Source organism: Amycolatopsis sp. NBC_00355, assembly GCF_036104975.1.
Taxonomy (GTDB): Bacteria; Actinomycetota; Actinomycetes; order Mycobacteriales; family Pseudonocardiaceae; genus Amycolatopsis.
This window is the reverse complement of sequence record NZ_CP107982.1, coordinates 8,957,313-8,981,284: the sequence shown is the minus strand read 5'-3', so window position 1 is coordinate 8,981,284 and position 23,972 is coordinate 8,957,313. Positions and strand designations below refer to the sequence as shown.

21 protein-coding genes and 1 pseudogene are annotated in these 23,972 nt (G+C 72.1%); 13 read left to right on the top strand and 9 right to left on the bottom strand.

What is annotated here, in order from left to right:
- Positions 1–27 precede the first annotated feature (27 nt).
- Positions 28–933 (top strand): 2-hydroxyacid dehydrogenase, encoded by a 906-nt coding sequence (locus tag OHS18_RS41565; protein WP_328614487.1) that lies wholly within the window; start codon positions 28–30, stop codon positions 931–933.
- Positions 934–936: 3 nt separating this feature from the next.
- On the opposite strand, the gene OHS18_RS41560 is transcribed toward OHS18_RS41565, so the two are convergent.
- Positions 937–1,887 carry a GNAT family N-acetyltransferase gene (locus tag OHS18_RS41560; protein ID WP_328614486.1) on the bottom strand — a complete coding sequence of 317 codons (951 nt, stop codon included), beginning with the start codon at positions 1,885–1,887 and terminating at the stop codon, positions 937–939.
- A gap of 55 nt (positions 1,888–1,942) precedes the next feature.
- Between OHS18_RS41560 and yaaA the strand changes: the two genes are divergently transcribed.
- Positions 1,943–2,689 (top strand): peroxide stress protein YaaA, encoded by a 747-nt coding sequence (gene yaaA / locus OHS18_RS41555; RefSeq protein ID WP_328614485.1) that lies wholly within the window; start codon positions 1,943–1,945, stop codon positions 2,687–2,689.
- Between the two features lie 39 nt (positions 2,690–2,728).
- Here the strand turns inward: yaaA and OHS18_RS41550 are convergent, their stop codons facing one another.
- Both OHS18_RS41550 and OHS18_RS41545 read right to left on the bottom strand, forming a co-directional pair.
- Positions 2,729–3,610 carry a GNAT family N-acetyltransferase gene (locus tag OHS18_RS41550; protein WP_328614484.1) on the bottom strand — a complete coding sequence of 294 codons (882 nt, stop codon included), beginning with the start codon at positions 3,608–3,610 and terminating at the stop codon, positions 2,729–2,731.
- Between the two features lie 164 nt (positions 3,611–3,774).
- Positions 3,775–4,857, bottom strand: coding sequence for an NAD(P)/FAD-dependent oxidoreductase (locus tag OHS18_RS41545; protein WP_328614483.1), 1,083 nt, complete (start codon positions 4,855–4,857; stop codon positions 3,775–3,777).
- 84 nt (positions 4,858–4,941) lie between these two features.
- On the opposite strand from OHS18_RS41545, the gene OHS18_RS41540 reads away from it, so the two are divergent.
- Positions 4,942–5,496, top strand: coding sequence for a suppressor of fused domain protein (locus OHS18_RS41540; protein WP_328614482.1), 555 nt, complete (start codon positions 4,942–4,944; stop codon positions 5,494–5,496).
- A 24-nt stretch (positions 5,497–5,520) separates the two neighbouring features.
- Here OHS18_RS41540 and OHS18_RS41535 read toward each other — a convergent pair whose 3' ends face one another.
- On the bottom strand, positions 5,521–7,056 hold the full coding sequence (locus OHS18_RS41535; RefSeq protein WP_328614481.1) for a phytoene desaturase family protein: 1,536 nt from the start codon (positions 7,054–7,056) through the stop codon (positions 5,521–5,523).
- A gap of 712 nt (positions 7,057–7,768) precedes the next feature.
- Between OHS18_RS41535 and OHS18_RS41530 the strand changes: the two are divergent.
- The 3 genes and pseudogenes from OHS18_RS41530 to OHS18_RS41520 all read left to right on the top strand — a co-directional run.
- Positions 7,769–8,671: pseudogene (locus OHS18_RS41530) on the top strand (serine protein kinase RIO); the annotation flags it as partial.
- A gap of 328 nt (positions 8,672–8,999) precedes the next feature.
- Positions 9,000–10,607, top strand: coding sequence for a DEAD/DEAH box helicase (locus OHS18_RS41525; protein ID WP_328614480.1), 1,608 nt, complete (start codon positions 9,000–9,002; stop codon positions 10,605–10,607).
- 103 nt (positions 10,608–10,710) lie between these two features.
- Positions 10,711–11,886 carry an 8-amino-7-oxononanoate synthase gene (locus OHS18_RS41520; protein ID WP_328614479.1) on the top strand — a complete coding sequence of 392 codons (1,176 nt, stop codon included), beginning with the start codon at positions 10,711–10,713 and terminating at the stop codon, positions 11,884–11,886.
- A gap of 111 nt (positions 11,887–11,997) precedes the next feature.
- Here the strand turns inward: OHS18_RS41520 and OHS18_RS41515 are convergent, their stop codons facing one another.
- A complete protein-coding gene (locus tag OHS18_RS41515; protein WP_328614478.1) occupies positions 11,998–12,429 on the bottom strand; it encodes a GNAT family N-acetyltransferase in 432 nt (143 codons plus the stop codon).
- Between the two features lie 17 nt (positions 12,430–12,446).
- Positions 12,447–13,262: a S1 family peptidase gene (locus OHS18_RS41510; protein WP_328443166.1), complete on the bottom strand. Its 816-nt coding sequence runs from the start codon at positions 13,260–13,262 to the stop codon at positions 12,447–12,449.
- 167 nt (positions 13,263–13,429) lie between these two features.
- On the opposite strand from OHS18_RS41510, the gene OHS18_RS41505 reads away from it, so the two are divergent.
- The gene (locus tag OHS18_RS41505; RefSeq protein WP_328614477.1) at positions 13,430–14,302 is read left to right on the top strand and encodes a M15 family metallopeptidase; all 873 of its coding nucleotides are present in this window, start codon (positions 13,430–13,432) and stop codon (positions 14,300–14,302) included.
- A gap of 105 nt (positions 14,303–14,407) precedes the next feature.
- Positions 14,408–15,802 (top strand): mycothione reductase, encoded by a 1,395-nt coding sequence (locus tag OHS18_RS41500; RefSeq protein ID WP_328443168.1) that lies wholly within the window; start codon positions 14,408–14,410, stop codon positions 15,800–15,802.
- Between the two features lie 45 nt (positions 15,803–15,847).
- On the opposite strand, the gene OHS18_RS41495 is transcribed toward OHS18_RS41500, so the two are convergent.
- The 3 genes from OHS18_RS41495 to OHS18_RS41485 all read right to left on the bottom strand — a co-directional run bounded on the left by OHS18_RS41495 (position 15,848) and on the right by OHS18_RS41485 (position 19,944).
- Positions 15,848–17,671, bottom strand: a complete 1,824-nt coding sequence (locus tag OHS18_RS41495; RefSeq protein ID WP_328614476.1) for a proprotein convertase P-domain-containing protein — start codon at positions 17,669–17,671, stop codon at positions 15,848–15,850.
- Positions 17,672–17,754: 83 nt separating this feature from the next.
- Positions 17,755–18,663, bottom strand: coding sequence for an XRE family transcriptional regulator (locus OHS18_RS41490; protein ID WP_328614475.1), 909 nt, complete (start codon positions 18,661–18,663; stop codon positions 17,755–17,757).
- A gap of 51 nt (positions 18,664–18,714) precedes the next feature.
- Positions 18,715–19,944 (bottom strand): CynX/NimT family MFS transporter, encoded by a 1,230-nt coding sequence (locus OHS18_RS41485; protein WP_328614474.1) that lies wholly within the window; start codon positions 19,942–19,944, stop codon positions 18,715–18,717.
- Between the two features lie 49 nt (positions 19,945–19,993).
- Between OHS18_RS41485 and OHS18_RS41480 the strand changes: the two genes are divergently transcribed.
- The 5 genes from OHS18_RS41480 (at position 19,994) to OHS18_RS41460 (ending at position 23,956) form a co-directional block, all read left to right on the top strand.
- Positions 19,994–20,677: a FadR/GntR family transcriptional regulator gene (locus tag OHS18_RS41480; RefSeq protein WP_328614473.1), complete on the top strand. Its 684-nt coding sequence runs from the start codon at positions 19,994–19,996 to the stop codon at positions 20,675–20,677.
- Between the two features lie 92 nt (positions 20,678–20,769).
- Positions 20,770–21,258, top strand: coding sequence for a hypothetical protein (locus tag OHS18_RS41475; RefSeq protein WP_328614472.1), 489 nt, complete (start codon positions 20,770–20,772; stop codon positions 21,256–21,258).
- A gap of 69 nt (positions 21,259–21,327) precedes the next feature.
- Entirely contained in the window at positions 21,328–22,170 is an 843-nt protein-coding gene (locus OHS18_RS41470) for a DUF4097 family beta strand repeat-containing protein (RefSeq protein ID WP_328443174.1), read from the top strand.
- Between the two features lie 26 nt (positions 22,171–22,196).
- Positions 22,197–23,153, top strand: coding sequence for an ATP-binding cassette domain-containing protein (locus tag OHS18_RS41465; protein WP_328614471.1), 957 nt, complete (start codon positions 22,197–22,199; stop codon positions 23,151–23,153).
- On the top strand, positions 23,153–23,956 hold the full coding sequence (locus tag OHS18_RS41460; RefSeq protein ID WP_328614470.1) for an ABC transporter permease: 804 nt from the start codon (positions 23,153–23,155) through the stop codon (positions 23,954–23,956). The genes OHS18_RS41465 and OHS18_RS41460 overlap by 1 nt, the downstream gene beginning before the upstream one ends.
- Positions 23,957–23,972: the final 16 nt, after the last annotated feature.

The following is a 23,972-nucleotide window of genomic DNA, read 5'->3' as shown; positions in this document are numbered from 1 at the left end:
CCGCGGCGGCGCGGGTAGAACTGGCGCATGAGCGCTCGCGTACTGCTGCCGTGGACCGACATCGAAGTGCCGGAGGGGATCGAGGCCGCGTATTACGACGGCCTTGGCGCGCCTCCGCCGGCCCTCGACGATGTCGAGTTCTACGTGCTGCCGTACGACCGCGGGCCGGAGCCACCGCGGCTGATCAAGGACCTGCCCTCGTTGCGCGTGGTGCAGGCCCTGTCGGCCGGGGTGGAGGCCCTGGTGCCACTGCTGCCCGCCGGCGTCCGCCTGGCCAACGGACGCGGCCTGCACGACCTGAGCGTCGCCGAGCACACCCTGGCGCTGATCCACGCGAGCCAGCGGGACCTGCCCCGCTGGCTCGCCCAGCAGGAGCGCCGGGAGTGGGTGCGCGAGCACACGCGATCGCTCGCGGACAGCCGGGTGCTCCTGGTCGGCTACGGCTCGATCGGGCAGGCGATCGAGCGGCAGCTCCTGGCAGCCGAAGCGGTGGTGACGCGGGTGGCGAGCCGTCCGCGTCTGGACGCGGACGTGCACGGCGTCGCCGAGCTGCCTTCGCTGCTGGCCGAGGCCGACATCGTGGTGCTCGTCCTGCCGGACACCCCGGCGACGCGCGGCCTGCTCGGAGCCCCCGAGCTGGCCGCGCTCCCCGGCGACGCCCTGGTGGTCAACGTCGGCCGCGGCACGGCGATCGACACGGAGGCCCTGCTCGCCGAGACACGAGCCGGGCGGCTCCGTGCCGCCCTCGACGTGGTGGACCCCGAACCACTGCCCGCGGACCATCCACTGTGGACGGTGCCGGGCGTCGTCCTGACACCCCACATCGCGGGCGGCTCGGCGTCGTTCTACCCGCGCGCCAAGAAGCTGGCCGGAGACCAGCTGCGGCGGTACATGCGGGGCGAGGAGCCGCTCAACCTCGTGCCGCTGGACTGACAGCTACCCGACGTACACGTGCCATTCGTCGTCGACGCGGTAACCGCACCGCTCGTAGACCCCGAGCGCGCGGTGCGCGTTGTCGACGTCGACGTTCAGCGCCGACCGATCGAACCCGGCCGCCTTCGCGGCCTGGAGCGTGTGGCCGAGCAGCCCGGAAGCGACGCCGCGGCCGCGCAGCGCGTCCCGGGTGCCCACCCAGGTCGCGTAGTGTTCACGGACGCCGGTCACGTCGGCTTCGGACGCGTAGAAGTGGCTGAGCACGAAGGCCAGGACCTTGTCGTCGTCGAGGACGAGGAACGACAGGTCCGGCCGGAAGTCCTTGGAGCCGGTGACCAGGTGGCGCCAGGCGCCGGGCTCGTAGGCGGTGCTGCCCCAGTGGCCGCCGAAGGTGTCGTTGCGGGCGTCGAGCGTCGCGAGGTCGTACCCGAAATCGAACGGCACCGGCTCGACGCCGTCCGGCAGCGGTGGCTGCGGCGGCAGGTCGGCGAGGCCGACGCGCATGTTCACCATCGTCCGCCGGTGCTCGTAGCCGGCCGCAGCGAGCACCCCGGCGATCCAGCGCTCGTTCTGGTGGTTGCCGTGGTGCAGTTCGAGCGGCGCGCCCGGGAAGGCACGCTCGTGGACCTCGCGACTCGTCCGGGTGAACCAGTCGACCAGGTGCGCGCCGACAGCGTCGTCGCGGTGCTCCGGGTGCACGACCGACTGGAGCCGGATCATGTGCACCGGGTTCGCGGCGTCGCGGCGGCGGACGAGGCCGTAGCCGACGAGCCGGTCGCCCGCCCAGGCGCCGGTGGTGGCCCTGGCCAGGTCGATGTTGGGCCCTTCGAGCTCCTCGCGGAGGTCTTCGGTGCTGAGGTGCTCACCCGTGCGGTCGACCGCTTCGGCGGCGGCGTAGAGCCGGGCGAGGGCCGCGTCGTCGTCGAGCGTGAGGGGCCGCCAGGTCAGGTCCATGCGCCGAGGCTAGGCCGGGCGGCACCGGCCACGCATCCCGATTTACGCTCAGTACGTGCTGGTGCTCCTCCCCCCTTCCGAGACCAAGGCCGACGGCGGCCGCGGCGCCCCGCTGGACCACGCCGCCCTGTCGTTCCCCGAGCTGAACCCGACCCGCGCGAAGCTGGCCGACGCGCTCGTCGAGCTGGCGGGCGACGTCCCGGCCAGCATCGCGGTCCTGGGCATCACCGAGCGCCAGGTCGGCGAGGTCACGCGCAACGCGCGGCTGTGGACGTCCCCGACGATGCCGGCCCTGCGCCGCTACACGGGAGTGCTGTACGACGCGCTCGACGTGAAGAGCTTCACGAGGGCCGGGCTCGCGAAGGCCCAGCGCCGGCTGGCGGTGACGTCCTCGCTGTTCGGCGTGGTCTCGGCCACCGACCCGATCCCGGCGTACCGTCTTTCCGGCGGCAACTCCCTGCCCGCGCTCGGCACGATCCGCGCCATGTGGAAGCCGGTGCTGGAGCCGGTGCTGCAGAACATCGACGACCTGGTGGTCGACCTCCGCTCCGGCACGTACTCGGCGTTCGCCAACCTCCGCCCGGACGCCGTGACGGTCCGCGTGGTCACCGAGAACGCCACCGGCGAGCGCGTGACGGTCAGTCACTTCAACAAGGCGTACAAGGGCCGCCTCGCCCACGTGCTGGCCGTCACCCGCGCCGAACCGTCCACTGTGGACCAGCTGGCCAAGGTCATCCGGAAAGCGGGCCTTACGGTGGAACGCACCGGCGACCACGCCCTGGACCTGGTCACCGAAGGCTGACGCCGGCGCCCGTCCTCTGCAACGGGCCGCCCCCGCGCGTCACCGGGAACAACCGGCGACGGGACGCTGGAACAACGCACCCGAGCCGCGCCCGGGAACATCGGCGATCCGCACCGGGCGGAAGCCGTGCCGCAGGTAGTAGGCGTGCAGCCGGGTGTTGGTCTTCCAGGCGTCCAGGCGCAGCCAGACCTTGCCCCGCCGCACGGCCTCGCGCTCCGCTTCGCCGAGCAGCCAGGTCCCTACACCCCGTCCGGCGAAGCGCCGGTCCACGGCGAGGTGACTGAGGTACAACGCGGCCGACGGATCATCCTCAGCACGCCAGAAACCTTCCGGCGGCTCGTCGTGCAGGGTCATGGTCGCGACCACCCGCGCAGCCCCAGGCGTTTCCGCCACACCGAACCGCGCCGACTCACGTTCTTCCGCCACACCAGGCTGCGCCCACCCGCGCGCTTCCGCCACTACGGCCCGCGCCGACCCAGGCCCTTCCGCCAAGACCCGCCGCGCCAACTCGAGCACCTCCGTCGCAACCGGCCGCACCCGCCCGGCCGTATCCGCCGCGACCGGCTCCGCCGACTCAAGCCCTTCCGCCACAACCGGCTGCACCCGCCCGACCCTTTCCATCGCAACAGGCTGCGCCTGCCCGACCCCCGCCGCCGCGCCCGGTTGCGCCGACTCGAGCACCTCCGTCGCAACCGGCCGCACCCGCCCGGCCGTGTCCACCGCGACCGGCTCCGCCGACTCAAGCCCTTCCGTCGCAACCGGCTGCACCCGCCCGACCCTTTCCATCGCAACAGGCTGCGCCTGCCCGACCCCCGCCGCCGCGCCGGGCTGCGCCGACTCGAGCACCTCCGTCGCAACCGGCTGCGCCCGCCCGGCCGTGTCCGCCGCAACAGCCCGCGCCGTCTCGAGCGCTTCCGCCACCAAGAGCGCTCCCGCCTGTATGGCCGGCCGCAGCTCGGCTGGGCGCCACGGTGAGCCCTCCCACTGGTCGAGTCCCTTGCCGGCTAGCCAGGTCCTGGCCGCGTCGAGGATCGCGGCCAAGGCGTCCAGGTCCGCCTCGGTTGCTCGGCGGAGGTTCAGGGCGCTCAGAAGCGGTCCAAGGAGAACGGGGTCAGGTCGAAGCCCGGGTCCTCGTCCAACGCGACCGCGGCCACCAGCTTCCCGGCGAACGGGGCGTTCGTCAGGCCGCCCGCGCCGAAGCCCGTCGAGATCGTCAGGCCCGGGCGGATGCGGCCCAGCACCGGGAGGCCGTCGGGCGTGCCCGGCCGGAAGCCCACCCGGGTTTCGGCGAGTGTCGCGTCTGCCAGGCCGGGCGCGATCGTCAGGGCGTTGTCCAGCACCTCACGTTGACCGGCGGCGGTCACCCGGTAGTCGAACCCGGACTCCGTCTCACGTGTCGCGCCGGCGACCACCCGGCCGCCGCCGAAGGCCAGCAGGTAGTGGCTCGTGCGCGGGAGGACCACCGGCCAGGCCGCCGTGTCGGTGCCCGGCAGGTCGAAGTGGCTGATCTGGCCTCGGTGGGGCGTCACCGGCACGTCGACGCCCAGCGGCGCCAGCAGCTCACGGCTCCACGCGCCGGCCGCCACCACCACGCTGTCCGCTTCGAGCGGGCCCGCCTCGCTCGCCACCGTGCCGTCGGCGCGGAAGGCGACCTCACCCTCGACGAACGTCACGCCCTTCCGCTCGGCGGCGGCCAGCAGGGCCCGGCGCAACTGGTGCCCGTCGACGCGGCCGGCGCCGGACAGGTGCACCGCGCCCAGCTCCGGCGCCAGCGCCGGGAACAGCTCCCGCGCCTGCGCCGGATCGAGCCGGCGGACCTCGCCGATCTCCGGCGCGTCCGCCGCCCGCGCGGCCAGCCGCTCCTGGGCCGCGGCCAGCTCGGACTCCTCGGCCGACACGATCATCCCGCCGACGACCTCGAACGACGACTCCTCGCCCAGCTCGGCCAGCTCCGCCGTGAACTCCCGGTAGTACCGGCCCGCGGCCGCCGCGAACGGGTACAGCGCGTCCTCCCAGCGGGACGTCCACGGGCTGACGATCCCGGCGCCGGCCTCCGTGGCCGTCCCGGGACGCGCCGCGTCCGCCACGATCACTTCCGCGCCCCGGGCCGCCAGGTGGTAGGCCGTGGCGGCGCCGCCGATTCCGCTTCCGATCACGAGCACTCGCATAGGTCCCACCCTGCCCGACCGTGCCGCGCCCGGGCGACCCGGATTCCCCCGCGCGGGCACCCGGTCCGCCGTATGCTGCGCGCCATGCCGAGCCGTGCCGAGCGGTATGTCGCCCATCTCGACACCCTGACCGGGAGCACCGCGCCCCGGCTGCAGCCGATCCCGTCCACCCACGCCGGGCTCGACGACGTCATCTCGTTCGTCTACGCCGACGAACCCGAGCCTCGCTATCTGACGGGCGCGACCTACGGCCTCTCCCTCGCCGACCACACCGAGTGGCACGGCGCGAAGCCGGAGCTGTGGATCAGCGTCCGCTCCGACGACCCGGTCTGGGCCCTGGCCATCGGTTACCTGGCCGAGCACCTGCGCGGCACCTGCCCGTTCGTCTACGGCGACACCATCGACTTCGGCGAGCCGATCGCGCCGGACTCCGCCATGACCGCGTTCGCCGTCTCGGCGCCCGCCGGCCTGGACGCGGACCAGTACACCCTGCTCGACTGCGGCGGCGCGCCCATCAGCATCGCCGGCTGCTTTCCGGTGCACGACATTGAGCGCGAGTACATCCGCGAGCACGGCATCGATGCGTTCTGGCAGCTGGACTGGGACCTCTACGACGTCCGCCGCCCGCCGGTGGTCTAGCGCGCCGACCGGTGCGGGTCGCGGTCAGGAACCCTTGCCCAGCACGGCCATCGCCGCGTTGTGGCCGGGGATGCCGCTGACACCACCTCCTCGCACCGCTCCCGCGCCGCACAGCAGCACGCGCTCGTGCGCTGTCTCGACGCCCCAGCGGCCGGCCTGCGCCGGGTCCGCCGCGAACGGCCACGCCAGGTCCCGGTGGAAGATGTGCCCGGCCGGGAGCCTGAGCTCGGCCTCCAGGTCCAACGGGGTCTTCGCCTCCACACAGGGTTTTCCGTCGGGCCCGGTCAGGAGGCAGTCCTCGATGGGCTCGGCCAGCACGCTGTTCAGCGAAGCCAGCGTCGCGCGCAACGCCTCTTCGCGCGCTTCGTCGTTGCGTCCTTCGAACAGCCGCGCGGGCATGTGCAGGCCGAACAACGTCAACGTCTGGACGCCGGCCGCCCGCTCCGCCGGCCCCAGGATCGACGGGTCGGTCAACGAGTGGCAGTAGATCTCGCACGGCGGCAGCGCGGGGATCGTCCCCGCCGCCGCCTCGCGGTACGCCGTCTCCAGCTGGGTGAAGGTCTCGTTGACGTGGAACGTGCCGCCGAACGCCTCGGCCGGGTCGACGCCCGGGTCCCGCAGCTCCGGCAGCCGGGACAGCACCATGTTCACCTTCAGCTGCGCGCCTTCCGGCCGGTCCGCCACCTTCTCGCCCAGCAGCCGCGCCAGCGTGGGTGGCGCGACGTTCGCCAGGACGTGCCCGCCGCGCACGACGTGCTCGGCGTCGCCGTGCCGGTAGCGCACCGCGCCGCCCGGGTCGATCGCCAGCACCTCGGCGCCGGTGACGAGCTTCGCCCCGGCCGCGGAAGCCACCGCGGCCAGTGAGCCGGTGACCGCGCCCATGCCGCCGACCGGTACGTCCCAGTCACCCGTCCCGTTGCCGATCACGTGGTACAGCAGGCAGCGGTTCTGCCGGAGGTCCTCGGCGCCCGCGGCGGCGAACGTGCCGATCAGCGCGTCGGTCAGGACCACTCCGCGCACGGTGTCGTCACCGAACCACGAGGTGAGCGCCTCGCCGATCGGCCGCTCGAACAGCATCGACCACGCTTCGGCGTCGCCGACCCGGGCCCGGAAGTCCACTTCGGACAGCAGCGGCTCGGTGAGCGTGCCGAAGGTGCGTTCGGCGACCTGCCCGGTCAGCTCGTAGAACCGGCGCCACGCCGCGAAGTCCGCGCCGGCCCCGGTCAGCGCGCGGAACGACGCGGCGGTCCGGTCGTCGTCGCCCGTGTCGACAAGGAGACCCGAGCCGCCCGACGGGGTGTACGACGACATCCGGCGCCGCCGCAGCGCCACGTCGAGGCCGAGGTCCGCGATGATCTTCTTGGGCAGCAGGCTGACCAGGTACGAGTAGCGCGACAACCGGACGTCGACGCCCTCGAACGCGCGGAACGACACCGCGGCACCGCCGGTCTCGCCGCGCCGCTCCAGCACGAGGACCGACCGGCCGGCCCGCGCCAGGTACGCCGCCGCGACCAGCCCGTTGTGCCCGCCACCGGCGACCACGACGTCGTACGAATCCATCCGCTCCTCCTCGATCGGCCTGCCCGTCAATCGTGACCACGGCGGCGGGCGGAATTCAAGGAAAGGGCACGAACGGGCCGTTCGCGCAATTCGCTTGCGCGGCGGCGGACCGGCCCGGCAAGCTTGGGGGAAGTCCGGCAGGGAGCCGGTGTGCGAGAGAGCGGGGAGGTGCCTGTGGTGATGACTGTGCGGGCCCGTCTGCGCCCGAGCCCACCCGCCCCCCGAGGCTGATCACGCGCCCGGTGGGGCATCCCTGACCTAGGAGAACCCACCAGTGCGCCTGCACGACTTCGAAGATCACGACCGGTTCGACGAACGACCCTCACGCCGAGGGGCATGGCCCCACGAGGCGGCGGAGCAACCCTCGCACCGCCGCAGGCGGTCCGAGGGCGAAGACGACCAGCGAGCCCCGCGCCTCACGCGGCTCGACGACAACACCGATCCGCACGCCTCGCGGCTCGACGATGGACCCGAGCCGCCGTACCGGTACCGCGACGGACTGTTCGACGACGAAGACGACCGGCCCTCACGCCTCGGTGGCGAGTTCGGCGAGTTCGGCGAGTTCGGCGACGAAGACGGCCGGCGATCGCCACGCCGCGGGCAATCCCGCGACGAAGACGGCCCGCGATCGCCACGCCGCGGGCAGTTCGAGGATGAAGACGGCCCGCAACCCGCACGCCGCCGGGCGCGGCTCGGCGACGAAACCGACCAGCGGTTCTCCCGTCGTGCTCGGTTCGACGACGAACCCGAGCCCACACGCAGCGGGCGGCTCACCGAAGGCGAACGCGTCCGGCTCGCGAAACTGCGGGACGACGCCTACACCGAAAATCTGCTGCCCGACGGCGCCGACCGCTGGTCCACCTGGGACGACGCCGAGCACGGGCCGCTCCCCCGGCCGGACTGGGTCGTCACCGAGCTCGCCGCGGTCGACACCGATCTCGGCGTCCTCAAGACCGGCAAGGAGGCCGATGTCCACCTGCTGCGGCGCGGTCTGCCCGGCACTCCCGGCGGGCTGCTCGCGGCGAAGCGCTACCGCAGTGACGAGCACAAGCTGTTCCACCGTGACGCGGGTTACCTCGAAGGGCGGCGGATGCGCCGCTCCCGCGAGACCCGGGCGATGACGCAGCGCAGCGCGTTCGGCCGCAACCTGATCGCCGAACAGTGGGCCGTCGCGGAGTTCGCCGCGCTGGGTCGCTTGTGGACGATCGGGGCACCGGTGCCCTACCCCGTGCAGCGCAACGGGACCGAGCTGCTGCTCGAATTCCTCGGCGAGGACGACGGGACCGCGGCACCCCGGCTGGCCCAGGTGCGCCCGGAGCCGGACGAACTGGCCGATCTGTGGTTCCAGGCCACGGCGGCGCTCGAGCTGCTCGCGGCCGAGGGGCTCGCGCACGGCGACCTCTCGGCGTACAACCTGCTCGTGCACCGGGGCCGGCTGGTGGTGATCGACTTGCCTCAGGTCGTCGACGTCGTGGCCAACCCGGGCGGGGTCGACTTCCTGGCGCGGGACGTGCGCAACCTGGCCGGCTGGTTCCACGCCCGCGGCCTCGGCGAGCACGTCACCAGGGCCGATGAGCTGCTGGCCGAACTCGTGAGCGCCACCGGGATCGGGTGATCACGCGGCGGCGTCGCGGATGTGGTGTGGAACACGTCTGCGACGCCGCCCACAAGAGATGACCTCGATGAGTAGTCCCGGCCCCACCTCGGGTACAGTAAGTACAGACCGCAACCGGCGGCGTGGATGAGTTGGTGTCCGTCGCCTCCAGAGCCACCGAATGGCTCGCGGTGATCCGTAATCCCAAAAGCGGCTCGCAGTGTCGTAAAGCGACAAGACACAGTGCGCCGGGGTCCGTCCCTGTGAACGCCCAACGCACACCATCTTGCCCTGCCTGCGCGCGGGGAGCCCGGGCCTCCTTGTGACGAACCATGTCCGAGAGGCATTTGTGACAGTCACGTTCAACTCTGGTACCACCTCGACGTCCGCGCACGCGGAACGTCCCGACCGCCGGCCGCGTCAGCGCCCCGCCGGTGGGGACACGCTGCGTGATGACGCTGTCGAGACCGTGGAGACCAGGACTTTCGCCGAGCTGGGCCTGCCGGAGCCGCTGCTCCGCGCGCTGGCCGAGGCCGGCATCAACAGCCCGTTCCCGATCCAGTCCGCGACCATCCCGGACGCCCTGGCCGGCCGCGACGTGCTGGGCCGCGCCCAGACCGGTTCCGGCAAGACCCTCGCCTTCGGCCTGGCCATGCTGGCCCGGCTCGCCGACGGCAAGGCCCGCCCGAAGCGCCCCCGCGCGCTGATCCTGGTGCCGACCCGCGAGCTGGCCATGCAGGTGGCCGACTCGCTGACCCCGCTGGCCAAGTCCCTCGGCCTGTGGTGCCGCACCGCCGTCGGCGGCATGGCCTTCGCCCGTCAGGCCGACGCGCTTTCCCGTGGCGTCGACCTGCTGATCGCCACCCCGGGGCGGCTGTCGGACCACGTCCGGCAGGGCACCGCGCACCTGGGCGACTGCAACTTCATCGCCCTCGACGAAGCCGACCAGATGGCCGACATGGGCTTCATGCCGCAGGTCCGCGAGATCATGGACCTCACCCCGCCGGGTGGGCAGCGGCTGCTGTTCTCGGCGACGCTCGACGGTGACGTCAACCGCCTCGTGCGGCAGTACCTGAGCGACCCGGTCACGCACTCGGTCGCGCCGTCGACCGCCAGCGTCACCACCATGGACCACCACGTGCTGCAGGTCTCGCACCAGGACAAGCAGGACGTCATCACCCACATCGGTGCCCGTGAGGGCCGCACGATCATGTTCGTGCGCACCAAGCACCACGTGGACCGCCTCGCCGAGCGCCTGCGTGAGCAGGGTGTCAATGCGGCGGCGCTGCACGGTGGCAAGACCCAGGGTCAGCGCAACCGGGTGCTCGCGGACTTCAAGGAAGGCCACACCCCGGTGCTGGTCGCCACGGACGTCGCCGCGCGCGGCATCCACGTCGACGACATCTCGCTGGTGCTGCACGTCGACCCGGCGGCCGACCACAAGGACTACCTCCACCGCGCGGGCCGCACGGCGCGCGCCGGGGCGTCCGGGGTCGTCGTCACGGTGGTCACCAACGACCAGCGCCGCATGGTCAAGCGGATGACCGACCGGGCCGGCGTCCGCGCCGAGTCCACGATGGTCCGTCCGGGTGACGACGCGCTGACCCGCATCACCGGTGCCCGCGAGCCCAGCGGCGAGCCGGTCATCGAGCGTCGGCGTGAGAGCCCGCGTCGCGGTGGCGGCGGCGGCGGCGGCTTCCGCGGCGACCGCGGCAGCTTCGGCGGTTCGAGCCGTGGCGGTTACCGCGGCGGCAGTGGCGGCGGCAGCAGCAACGCCGGCAGCGGTGGCGGCTACGCCGGCGACCGTGACCGCGGTGGCGACCGTGGCGGCTACAGCCAGGGCTCGCACGAAGGCCGTTCCGGCGGCTTCAGCGGCCGCGGCCGTCAGCCCCGTTCGGGCGGCGGTGGCGGCTACGGCCGCCCGAGCCGTGGCCCGCGTCGCGGCTACGACAGCTGATTTCTCCCCGGAAGCCCCGGGCCGGCACTCGCCGGTCCGGGGCTTCCGGCGTTTCCAGGCCCGCTTCACGGCCGCGCGAGGCCCGGATGGGAGACTGCGGGACGTGACTACGCCGCCGGTACTTCCGCCCGACCAGGTTTTCGACTGGCTCGACGCCGAGGCGGAAAAGCGTGCGGGCGCGGGTCTGGTGCGGCAGTTGCGGCCACGTCCCGCCAAGGCCGATGAGCTGGACCTCGCCGGTAACGACTACCTCGGGCTGGCCCGCGACAAGCGCGTCGCCGGAGCCGCCGCGGCCGCCGCGCTCCGGTGGGGCGCGGGGGCGACCGGGTCACGGCTGGTGACCGGGTCGACCGAGCTGCACACCGAGCTCGAGATGGAGCTCGCCCGGTTCTGCGGCGTGCAGGCGGCGCTCGTGTTCTCGTCGGGTTTCACGGCCAACCTCGGCGCGGTGACGGCGTTGTCCGGCAGCGAAGCCGCGATCGTCACCGACAAGTACATCCACGCGTCGCTCATCGAAGGCTGCCGGTTGTCGCGCGCGGACATCGCCGCCGTCGCGCACGCGACGCCGTCCGCGATCAAGAACGCGCTGGCGACCCGGCGCAAGCCGCGGGCGCTCGTCGTGACCGACTCCGTGTTCTCGGTCGACGGCGACCTCGCCCCGCTGGGCGAGCTGGCCGGGATCTGCCGCGAACACAGCGCCGGCCTGCTGGTCGACGACGCGCACGGCTTCGGCGTCCTGGGTGAAGGCGGACGCGGTGCGGTGCACGCGGCCGGGCTCGCGGGCGCCCCCGACGTCGTCACGACGTTGACGCTCTCGAAGGCCCTCGGCGCGCAGGGCGGCGCGGTGCTCGGGCCGCGCCGGGTGATCAAGCACCTCATCGACACCGCGCGCAGTTTCATCTTCGACACCGCGCTCGCGCCGGCCAGCGCCGCCGCCGCGCTCGCCGCGTTGCACGCGCTGAAGGACGAGCCGGGCCTGGCGGAGAAGGTCCAGGAGAACGCCGGGAACCTGGCGATGCAGCTGAAGGCCGCGGGGTTGAAGGCGAGTGTGCCGGACGCCGCCGTGATCTCGGTGCAGGCGCCGTCCGCGGAGACGGCCGTCGCGTGGGCCGCGGCGTGCGCCGAGCAAGGCATCCGCGTCGGGTGCTTCCGGCCGCCGTCGGTGCCGGACGGCATCTCGCGGCTGCGGCTGACGGTGCGGGCCGACCTCACGGAGTCCGATGTGGACCGGGCCGTGAAGGTGATCACGGCGACCGCGCCGCACGGGGCGACCGACTGAGCCGTACCGGAACGGTCGGTTCGCGTACCCAGAGGGTCGGCTCGCGTACCTGGAGGGTCGGCTCGCGTACCTGGAGGGTCGGTTCGCGTGCCCAGACGGTCGGTTCGCGGGTCAGGCGGGGCGGCGCATGCGGATGTGGGGGATTCCGTCGTCGTCCTCGTACTCTTCGCCTTCTGCGACGAAGCCGTAGCGCGCGTAGAAGCCTTGGACGTACGTCTGGGCGTCGAGGACGTACTCGCCGGGGATCGTGAGGGCCGCGTCCATCAGGCGGGCCGCCAGGCCGGCGCCGCGGGACTGGGCGGCCGTGACGACTCGGCCGATGCGGCGGATGCCGCCGGGGTCCAGCAGGACCCGCAGGTAGGACGTGACCCCGTGGTCGTCGGAGAACCAGAGGTGGCGGGTATCCGCGAGCAAGTCGCGGCCGTCGAGTTCCGGGTACGCGGCCTTCTGCTCCACCACGAAGACGTCCACCCGCAGACGCAGGATGTCGTGCAGCTGGGCGGCGGTCAGCTCCGGGCCGGTCGCGTCGTGCAGGGTCGGCATACCCCTGCTTACCACGCTCAGCCGAAGATTCGCGGGTTGGCCTGTTGCTGGATGTCGTTGACGTACGCCGAAACCCGCGTGTAGACGCCCGGTTTGCCGGCCTTGCCGCAGCCGTCGCCGAAGGACACGAGACCGATCAGGGTGTCGCCGACGACCAGCGGGCCGCCGGAGTCGCCCTGGCAGGCGTCGACGCCGCCGTCGGCGTATCCCGCGCACACCATGGTCTTCGGGTCGTAGACGTCGTAGTCGGAGTTGCAGTCCTTGTCACCGATCACCGGGACCTGGGCGCTGCGCAGGTAATCGGACCGGTCGCCGCCGTCGGCGACGCGGCCCCAGCCGAGCACCGTCGCCTGCGTGCCTTCGCGGTAGGACGCCGAATCGCCGCTGTCGGGCAGCTTCGCGGGCCGGTAGCCGAGCTGGCCGCGCACGGTCAGCACCGCGACGTCGTTGCCCGCCGTCGGGTCGCTGTACCCCTTGCTGATCCAGATCTTCGACACGCTCAGCACCTGGCCGTCACCGGTGCGCTTGTCCTCGCGGCCGGCCACCACGCGGACGTCCTGCTTCGCCACGGCTTTGGCGCAGTGCGCCGCCGTCGCGACCGCCGTGGAGCTGACGATCACCGCGCCGCAGTACTGGTTCCCACCCGGGTCGGCCAGGTACACCGCATACGGGTGGTCGTCGAGCGAAGCCTTGTTGCCGCCGACGATCCGGGGCTGGTTGGCGGACGCCGGGTCCGCCGAAGCCGTGTTCACCACGACCGGGACGGCGACCGCCGCGACCGCGAGGAGCGCGCCGCTCACGAGCAGCAGGGATCGGCGGGACTTCACGGACATGGGTCGTTCCCCTCTTCGAAGCAAAACAAAGGCACTGCGCACGGCACTCACGCGACTCCACAGCGTGAACAGGTGGCCCTGAATACCCTAATCGGAGTGAGCCCGAAGCGGTGTCACTGAAACGGGTGGACTCCGCGATCACCGAACGTTTATGTCAGGATTGCGGAATGCGACGGACAGCGACGGCGACGCTCGGGGCGGTCATCGCCCTCACGCTGGCCGCCTGCACGTCGGAAGTCCCCTCGACGCCCCGGCCGGCCGCCCCGGCGCCGGTCACGACGACCGTGTCCAAACCCCCCTCCCCGGTGAAAACGGCGCCGCCGAAGACGTCGAGCGCGCCCGCCGTCACCTGGCAGGTGGGTGCCCGGCCGCTCCCCCGCCGCCCGGACGGCTTCGGCGAGATCGAGCCGACGCCACCCGAACTGGTGAACCGGGCACTTCCGACAAAAGACGCCCTGCCCCCGCCGGCCGGGAACGCCTACGCCTCGACGATCAGCGCGGTACCCGCCGGTGTTCTCGCGCGCAGCACCTGGCAGGCCGCCTGCCCGGTCAAGGCCACCGACCTGCGCTACCTCACGATGGCGTTCTGGGGGTTCGACGGTCGCGCGCACACCGGCGAGATGCTGGTGAACGCCCAAGGTGCCGCCGGGATCACGAAGGTCTTCGGGAAGCTCTTCGCCGCGCACTTCCCGCTGGAGGAAATGCGCGTCACCAGCCCGGGCGAGCTGACCCTGCCGCCGACCGGCGACGGCAACTCGACCAGCGCGTTCGTCTGCCGCCCGGCGCGCGGCCAGACGAGCTGGTCGGCGCACGCGTACGGGCTGGCCGTCGACGTCAACCCGTTCTGCAACCCCTACACCCAGGGCGACCTGGTGCTGCCCGAGCTGGCCTCGGCCTACGTCGACCGCTCGCGGGTGCGGCCCGGCATGGTCCTGGCCGGCGACGCCACCACCCGCGCGTTCGCGGCGATCGGCTGGAGCTGGGGCGGGGCGTGGACCAGCCCGAAAGACCGGATGCACTTCACGGCGACCGGGCACTGAGCGGGACCGAGCACGTAATACGACGTTAAGCACACGCGGGAACACCTGCTCCGCGCGGCAGGTTGGCTAGGGTGAACCGACCGGAACGAGCCCGCGGAGGATGAAGTGCCCCACTACGACCTGGTGATCGTCGGGACGGGATCGGGGAACTCGATCCTCGGCCCCGATTTCGCCGGCAAGAAGACGGCCATCGTCGAGAAGGGCACCTTCGGCGGGACCTGCCTGAACGTCGGCTGCATCCCGACGAAGATGTTCGTCTACGCCGCCGACGTCGCGTACACACCCGCGGAGAGCGCGAAGTACGGTGTCGACGAAGAGCTCAAGGGCGTGCGCTGGCGCGACATCCGCGACCGCGTCTTCGGGCGGATCGACCCGATCGCCGCGGGCGGCGCGGAGTACCGCCGCAGCCACGAGGACAACAAGAACGTCGACGTCTACGAGGGCACCGGGCGCTTCACCGGGACCAAGGAACTGCGCGTCAGCTTCCCCGACGGGCGCCCGGACGAGGTGCTGACCGCCGACAAGTTCGTGCTCGCCGCAGGCGGCCGTCCGGTGATCCCGGACATCCCCGGCATCGAGGACACCGGCTACTACACCTCCGACACGGTGATGCGGCTCGACGAGCTGCCCGAGCGCATCGTCATCCTCGGCGGCGGGTACATCGCGGCCGAGTTCGCGCACGTCTTCGCGTCGTTCGGGGTGCGGGTCACGCTGGTCAACCGGTCCGCGCGGCTGCTGCGCTCGGAGGACGAGGACGTCAGCGCCCGCTTCACCGAGCTGGCTTCGGAACGCTTCGACGTCCGGCTGGAGCGCAAGACCGTCCGGGCGCGCAAGACAGCCGACGGCGTCGCGCTCGACCTCGAAGGCCCGCAGGGCGCCGAGACCGTCGAGGCGGACCTGCTGCTCGTCGCGACCGGCCGCAAGCCGAACTCCGACCTGCTCGACGTCGCCGCCACCGGTGTGACCACAATGGACAGTGGACACGTCGTGGTCGACGACTACCAGGAGACCGTCGTCGAGGGCGTCTACGCGCTCGGCGACCTCTCCTCGCCGCACGAGCTGAAGCACGTCGCGAACCACGAATCCCGCGTGGTGCAGCACAACCTGCTGCACCCGGACGAGCGGGTCAAGGCCGACCACCGGTTCGTGCCGCACGCCGTGTTCACCCACCCGCAGGTCGCGTCGGTCGGGCTCACCGAACAGAAGGCGCGCGAGCAAGGTGTGTCCTATGTGGTCTCGAAGCAGGACTACGCCGGGATCGCCTACGGCTGGGCGATGGAGGACACGACGGGCTTCGCGAAGCTGCTCGCCGACCCCGCGACCGGGCAGCTGCTCGGAGCGCACATCATCGGGCCGCAGGCGTCGAGCGTCATCCAGCCGCTGATCCAGGCGATGAGCTTCGGCCTGGACGCGCGGAGCATGGCGCGCGGGCAGTACTGGATCCACCCGGCCATGCCGGAGCTGATCGAGAACGCACTGCTCAACCTGCCCCTGGACTGAGTCACCGCGGGCCGGGCGGGGTGACCGCCCGGCCCGCGGGAGCCCTCAGAGCGTGATCGACCAGGTGTCGAGGGTCCCGGTGTCGCCGGGGCCGTAGTCGGTCACGCGCAGCTGCCACTTGCCGGCCGCCGGGGACGAAGCCGTCGCCGGGACGGTGAACGTCCGGGCACCACTCCACGGCGTGCAGGTGCTGCCGCCGCTGTACTTCAGCGCGTACGCCTTGCCCTTCGGGTCGAGCAGTGTGATGCCGAGGTCTTCGGCGCACGTGTGGCGGATGGTCAGCGAGACGCCGATCGAGGCGGCCGCGCTACCGGTCAGCGTCGAGCTGATCGGGCTGAGCACCTGCTGGTAGTCGCGGATCGCGTAGTCGGTGTCGTTGGTCAGGGTGCGACCGCCACCACCGCCCGCTTGGGTCCGCGCGCTGACGGCCGCGCTGGCCGCCGAGGCGTTCCCGGCGGCGTCCTTCGCTTTGACCGTGAACGAGTACGCCGTGTCCGGGGTGAGCCCGGAGACCGTGGCGCTGGTTCCCGCGACGCTCGTGGCGAGCGTGGAACCGTTGTAGACGTCGTAACCGGTGACGCCGGTGTTGTCCGTCGACGCGTCCCAGGCGAGCGAGACGCTGTTCGACGTCGTGCCCGTGGAACGCGGGTTGCCGGGCGCGCTCGGCGCCGTCGTGTCCCCGGTGCCGCCGCTGGTGACCAGCGTGAGCTGCCACTTGTTCAGCGCCTCGATCACCGGCTGGAACAGGGACATGTCGCCGTCACCCGGGTTCTGGACGCACTGCGACGGGCCGCCGTCGTGCAGGCCGGTGGCCTTGGTGCCGAGCAGCCAGCCGCCGCCGGAGTCGCCGCCGAGCGAACAGGCCGTCGTCCAGGTCAGGTCGCCGATGATGAGGCCGTTGCCGTAGTCGGCGGACTTGTGCGTGTACTTCACTTCGCCGCACTGCCAGTGCGAAGTGTTGCCGGAGTGGCAGACGCTGTCGCCGACCATGGCCTCGGCCGAGCCGGAGAGCGTGACCGCCGGCTGGCCCCAGGTGTTGACCGACGCCGAGAGGTTCCAGCCCGCCTCCGTCACGGCGACTACGCCCATGTCACCTTCCTGGCCGTTGACGCTGTGGGTGCCGCCGACGTTCGACGTGCCGACCTTGTTCTGCTGTCCCGAAGCGCCGTAGGCGGCCTGGTTGCTGTCGTTCGTGCAGTGGCCCGCGGTGAGGAAGTGCTTGGCCCCGGCGGAATCGGTGACCGGGAAGCCGACCGAGCAGTTCGATTCGCTGCCCGGCCACCACGGGTTGCCGGTCTGGATCGTGCCCGACTGCTGCTTCGGCGACGTCGTCGTCTCGGTGATCCGGACGCCGAGTTCCTTGGCACCGGACAGGAAACTCTCCGTCGCGGCGGTCTTCTTCGTCCGGTCGACCGAGACGCCGACCTCGTTGTTCCGGACGTCGACACCCCAGCCGTAGACGCCGGGCACGCCCTGGCCGACCAGCGCGCGGACGGCCGCGTCGGTGCGGTCCAGTTCGGCCTGGCTCCGGGTGACGACCTGGGCGGCGGCCCCGGCCGCGCGGGCCTGGTCCGCGGCGGTCCGGGTCGTGACGGCGACAGTCAGCTTCCCGGCGGCCGCGTCGAACCACTCCCCCGCCGACTGCTGCCGGACGGCGGCCGGCAGCGCGGCGGCCAGGCGGTGGGCGTCGTCCTGGGCGGCGAGGCGGGTCCGGGCCTGGTCCGCGGACAGCCCGAACGCGGCCGCGACGCCGTCGACCTCGGCCTGCGGATGGGCCGGCGGTGCCGGTGGCGCGGCTTGAGCGGGCTGGAAGCCCAGTCCCAATGCGGCGAGCGCGGCGACACCCGCGACGGAAACCAGTCTGCGCATGAGGTTCTCCTCGGATCGGGATTCGGTTCGCCGACGGTAGATCCCGGAGAACACCGAATTGAAGATCCGCAGGGCCTTAACAGTTAACTGGCGTCCCATTCCCAATCGAAACCGTAACGGCCGGGCCCGAAAGTGAGCGCGACGCCGTGGACCGCACCGGATTCCGGGACGACGTCGGTGTATTCGGCCGGCTGGCCGTCGTGTTCCACGACCCGGCGGCACACCGCGGGTACCGCCGCCGGGTCGAAGCGGATTTCGAGCACGTATTCGCGGACCGGCAGCCGGAACTTGCGTTCGTAGTTCGTCGCCAGTGGATGCGGCGCGCGATTCACGAGCGTGTGCTCGGTGATCACCGTTTCGCCGCGGACGAGCGGCCGGCCGAAGAGCAGTTCGACGACGAGCAGGCCGTCCTCCGGCTTGTGCACGCTGCGCCCGGCCTGGCAGCCACGCAGGGAACGCACCTCCGGCAGCGGCCGGTCGTGCTCGTCGAGGTGCAGGATGACGACCCAGCGGTCCGGGCCGTCCGCCTCGGCGCGCAGCACCTGCCGCGAATGGAACTCCAGCTCCTCGCGATCCGGGCCGACCGTCACGACGTCGTGCTGGCTGATCCGGGTCAGCCGCTCGTCCCAGCGGGTGTCCACATCGGACACCGCGGCGTCGATGCGCCCGCCGTCCGGCCAGAACCGGCCCATCTCGGCGGCCGTGGACCGGCGTGCGCGCGGCGAGCCGAGCAGCGCGACGAGCGAGCCCGGCGGCACGTCGAGGACGACTTCGAGCTGCCGCACGCCGCGCACCGAGTCCCGCCGCTGCGGTCGGCTGCGGCCGGACTGCCAGTAGCTCAACGTCGCCGTCGTGACCGAGACGCCGCGGGCGTGCAGGTGTTCGCGCAGGCGGTCGAGGCTCAGGCCGCGGGCACGGATCGCCGCGCGCAGGGCCGCGTCGAACGGGCCGGTGCGCAGCAACGTCCCGAGGGCCGGCGACGGAACCGCCATCGGCCGATCTTAAGCCGCCGAACGGCCGCGAACGGTATTAACTGTTAAGAATCAGACGAACCGGTGGCGCCCGGCGAGCGCCCCGAAGCCCATCTGGACCACGAGCAGGCCGAGCAGCATCGCCAGCGGGACCGTCCAGCCGCCCGCGGCGTCGTGCAGCAGGCCGAACAGGAACGGGCCGAGCGCGGCGAACAGGTACCCGAAGCCTTGCGCCATCCCGGACAGCCGCGCGGTGTCGGCGCCGGTCTTCGCGCGCAACGCGATCACTGTCAGGGCGAGCGAGAAGACGCTCATCCCGAGGCCGATCAGCAGGCTCCACAGCAGCGGCGACCACGCCGGGGCGAGCATCAGCCCGGCCGTCCCGGCCACGCCGAACACGCCCAACGTCACGATCCACGCGCCCTGGCCACGCTGCCGGGCGGCCATCGGCGCCACGACCAGGCTGATCGGCACCGCGATGAGGGAGACCAGCCCGAACAGCAGACCCGCCTGGTCGCGCGACACGCCCGCGTCCATCAGCACCTGCGGGAACCAGCCCATCGCCGCGTAGGCGTAGAAGGCCTGCAGGCCGAAGAAGATCGTGACGATCCAGGCCAGCCGGTTGCGCAGCAGCGAGCGACCGCTCCCGGCGGCCTCGGTGTGCCGCGGTGCCCGGCCGGTGCCGCGGGCTGCGAGAATCCACGCGGCGAGCGCGACGACGGCCACCACCGCCCAGCTGCCCAGCGCCGGGCGCCAGCCGCCGAAGGCGTCACCCAGCTGTGGTGTCACGGCCGATCCGAGCGCGCCGCCGCCCTGCAGAGCGGCGGTGTAGACGCCGGTCATCAGGCCGATGCGAGCCGGGAAGGAGCCCTTGATGACGACCGGGATGAGCACGTTGATCAGGGCGATCCCGGCGGTCGCGACGAGCGTCCCGCCGAGCACGACGTACGGGCCGTCGAGCACGCGCAGCACGAGCCCGGCGGCGATCGCGGTCAGCGCGACCGCGATGGCGGTGCCGATCCCGGCGCGGCGGGCGAGCAGCGGCGCGGCGAGCCCTGCGCCGGCGAAGCAGAGGGTCGGCAACGTCGTCAGCACGCCCGCCCAGAGCACGGACGCGCCCAGGCCGGCGCGCATTTCGGCGAGCATCGGGCCGACCCCGGTGATGGCCGGGCGCAGGTTGAGCGCCGTCAGCACCACGGCGACCGCGAGGAGCGCGCCGCCGGCGACCACACCGGGCGTGCGCGTCTCGATCGCGCCGTCCAGTTCGGGTTCGAGTGCTGATTCACGGGATTCGACGGACATACGAGCTACTATCGCATACGTAGGATGATTGGATGAAGGGATAATTCCTGTGCCTCTGGCCACCACCCGGCGGACAGGCTTGGTCGATCAGGTCATCGAGCAGCTGCGGACCGCGGTCACGCAGGGCGAATGGCCGATCGGCGAGCGCATTCCCACCGAGCCCGAGCTGGGCGAGCAGCTCGGCGTCGGCCGCAACACCATCCGCGAGGCCGTGCGCGCGCTCGCGCACACCGGCATCTTCGAGGTCCGCCAGGGCGACGGCACCTACGTGCGCGCGACCAGCGAGGTCTCCGGCGCGATCCGCCGGCTCTGCGGTGACGAGCTGCGCGAGGTGCTGCAGGTCCGGCGCACCCTCGAGGTCGAGGGTGCCCGGCTCGCCGCGGCCGAGCGGACCGACGAGGACGTCGCGGAGCTGCGCGCCCTGCTGGCGCGCCGCGCGGTCGAGCTGAACGAAGGGCGCTGGCAGGACTTCGCGCGCACCGACGCCGAGTTCCACTGCACCGTCGTCCGCAGCGGCCACAACCGGCTGCTCACCGAGCTGTACCGCGGGCTGACCGAGGTCATCACGGCGAGCGTCGCGGCGACTTCCAGCATCACGCCAGGTGCCGGCCACCTGCCCGAGATCGGCCACGAAGGCCTCGCCGACGCCATCGCCGACCGGGACGCGGACCGTGCTGCCGCCGAAGCCTGCGGCTTCCTGGACGAGCTGCTGTCCCGCATCGAACCGGCCTGAGCTGGGCTTTCAGCAATTTTGGCACCACGCTTGACCCCTAAGGGTGCCAATTCAGGGTTGTCGTGGTGCCACGATGGCGCCATAGTTGTGCCATGGACCTGACGCCCTTCGTGGACGAACTCCGCCGGGAGCTCGCGGTCGCCGCCGAAGCGGCGGGCGAAGAAGCCGTCGCCCTCGCCGAGCGGCTCACCTCGCCGCTCGAGTCGGCGATCCGGCTCACCCTGCTCGACGCCCTGTCGGCGGCGGCCGACGAGATCACCCGCGACCTCGCGCCCGGCTCGGTCGAAGTACGCCTTCGCCGCCGTGACGCCGAGTTCGCCGTCTCGCTGCCCACGGCTCCCGAGCCGGAGCCCCAGCAGGCACCGCCGCCCCCGCCGGAGACCGACGACGGCACCGTCTCCCGGATCAACCTGCGGCTGCCCGAGCAGCTCAAGCAGCGGGTCGAGGAGGCGGCGAGCCGGGACCGGCTCTCCACCAACGCCTGGCTGGTCCGGGCCGCGAATGCGGCACTCGGCCCCGCCAAGGCCGGCAAGCGCCGCGGGTCGTCCGTCGGCGACAACTACACCGGCTGGGTCCGGTAACCACCGCTCTTTCCCGACACGTCTCCGACCTGCGGAGACGCCCCGAACGCACCCCTGGAGGGCACAGCCATGCCGATTTTCGCCACCCCCGAGCCGATCACGGCCACGATCGACGCCAGCATCGCCGACGTCCGGATCGTCGCGAGCGACCGCGCCGACACCGTCGTCGAGGTCACCCCGGCCGACCCGCACGACCGCGACGACGTGTCCGCCGCCGAGAAGACCCAGATCGAATTCACCGGCAACGCCCTGCTGGTCAAGGGCCCGAAGTACCACACGAAGCTCTTCGGGAAGGGTGGCTCGCTGATCGTCGTCGTGGAGCTGCCCGCCGGGTCCGGCATCCGCGGCACCACCGCGATGGGCGACTTCCGGGCGACCGGGGCGCTCGGCGAGTGCCGGTTCAAGACGTCGATGGGCACCATCGACCTCGACGAGACGACCCGGCTCGAAGCCACCACCGCGGTCGGCGACGTCACGGTCGGCCACGCCAGCGGGCACGCCGAGGTGAGCACCGGCTCCGGGGACATCCGGCTCCGCGAGATCGACGGCTCGGCCGCGCTGAAGAACTCCAGCGGCGAGACCCGGGTCGGCACGGTGACCGGCGACCTGCGGGTCAGCTCGGCCAACGGCGACATCTTCGTCGACGTCGCGCACACCGCCGTCAACGCCAAGACCGCGGCCGGGGACGTCCGGATCGGCGAGGTCGTCCGCGACACCGTCGTGCTCGAAACCGCCGTCGGCGAGATCGAGGTCGGCGTCCGCGAGGGCAGTGCCGCGTGGCTGGTCCTCAACTCGCTCATCGGCAGCGTGCACAACTCGCTCGCCGCGGCCGACGGCCCCGGGCAGACCGACGAGACCGTCGAGGTCCGCGCCCGCTCCTACACCGGCGACATCGTCGTCCGCCGGTCCTGAACTCGTTGACACAGAAGGGGAATCCGATGCCAGACGCCATCGTGGCCGAGGGACTCGTCAAGAAGTACGGCGGCGTGACCGCGCTCGACGGCATGTCGCTGCGGGTGCCGGAAGGCACCGTGCTCGGCGTGCTCGGGCCGAACGGCGCGGGGAAGACCACCACCGTCCAGATCCTCACGACGTTGCAGAAGCCGGACGCCGGATACGCCACCGTCGCCGGGTTCGACGTCGTGCGGGACGCGCACGAGCTGCGGTCGCACATCGGCGCGTCCGGGCAGTACGCCGCCGTCGACCTGGAGCTGACCGGGGCGGAGAACCTCGAAATGGTCGGGCGGCTCTACCACCTCGGCACCAAGCGCGCGAAGGCCCGCGGCCGGGAACTGCTGGCCCGGTTCGACCTCGAAGACGCCGCCGACCGGCCGGTGAAGGGCTACTCGGGCGGCATGCGGCGCCGGCTCGACCTGGCCGGCGCGCTGGTGGCCAACCCGCCGGTGCTGTTCCTCGACGAGCCCACGACCGGGCTCGACCCGCGCGCCCGCACGGACCTGTGGGACGTCATCACCGAGCTGGTCTCGGGCGGTACGACACTGCTGCTCACCACGCAGTACCTCGAAGAGGCCGACCGGCTCGCCGACAGCATCGCCGTCGTCGACCACGGCCGGGTGATCGCCCGCGGTACCGCCGACGAGCTCAAGGACCTCGTCGGCGGCGAGCGGATCGAGCTCACCGTCGGCACCCACGACGACGTCACCCTCGCGCGGGCGACGCTGGCCGGGCTGGGCGGCGGCGAACCGCAGTCCGACGGGTTCCGGCTCACCGTGCCCGTGACCCACGGCGCGAAAGCGCTTACCGAAGCGCTGGCCCTGCTGGCCGCCGACGGCGTCGACGTCCGCGACGTCGGCCTCCGGCGTCCCACCCTCGACGACGTTTTCCTCACCCTCACCGGTCACGACGTGACCGAACCCGCGAAGGAGGCCGTGTGATGAACGCGGTGCAGCTGGCCGTGACCGACGGCGTCACCGTCGCCAAGCGGAACTCGATCAAGATCTTCCGGTCGCTGGACCTGCTCGGGTCCATCGTGTTCCTGCCGGTGATGTTCGTGCTGCTCTTCGGCTACGTGTTCGGCAGCGTGATCGACATCCCCGGCCTTTCCTACCGCGAGTTCATGCTGCCGGGGATCTTCACGCTCGCGGTGGCGATGGGCAGCATCGTCACCGGCTACGGCCTGACCGACGACCTGCAGAAGGGGATCATCGACCGGTTCCGCTCGCTGCCGATGTCCCCCGCCGCGGTGCTGATCGGGCGGACCACCGCCGACCTGATCCTCAACGTGACGAGCCTGCTGATCATGGGCCTGGTCGGGCTGCTGGTCGGCTGGCGGATCCACACCGGCGTCCTCGAGGCGCTGGGTGGCGTGCTCCTGCTGCTCGCCTTCGCCTACGCGCTCTCGTGGGTGATGGGGACGATCGGGCTGGCCGTGCGCAAACCCGAGGTGTTCAACAACGTCTCGAGCATCGCGATCTTCCCGCTGACGTTCCTGGCCAACACGTTCGTCGACAGCGGCCGGCTGCCGACCCCTCTGCGGGTGATCGCCGACTGGAACCCGATCTCGGCGATCACGCAGGCGTCCCGGAACCTGTTCGGCAACACGAGCGCGGCCCTGCCCCCGCACGACGTCTGGCCGATGCAGCACGCGGTGCTGGCGTCGGTGCTGTGGATCGCGGTGCTGCTGGCGGTGTTCGTGCCGCTTTCGGTGCGCTGCTACCAAAAGGCAACCAGCCACTGAGCCACGGCTCGTGAGT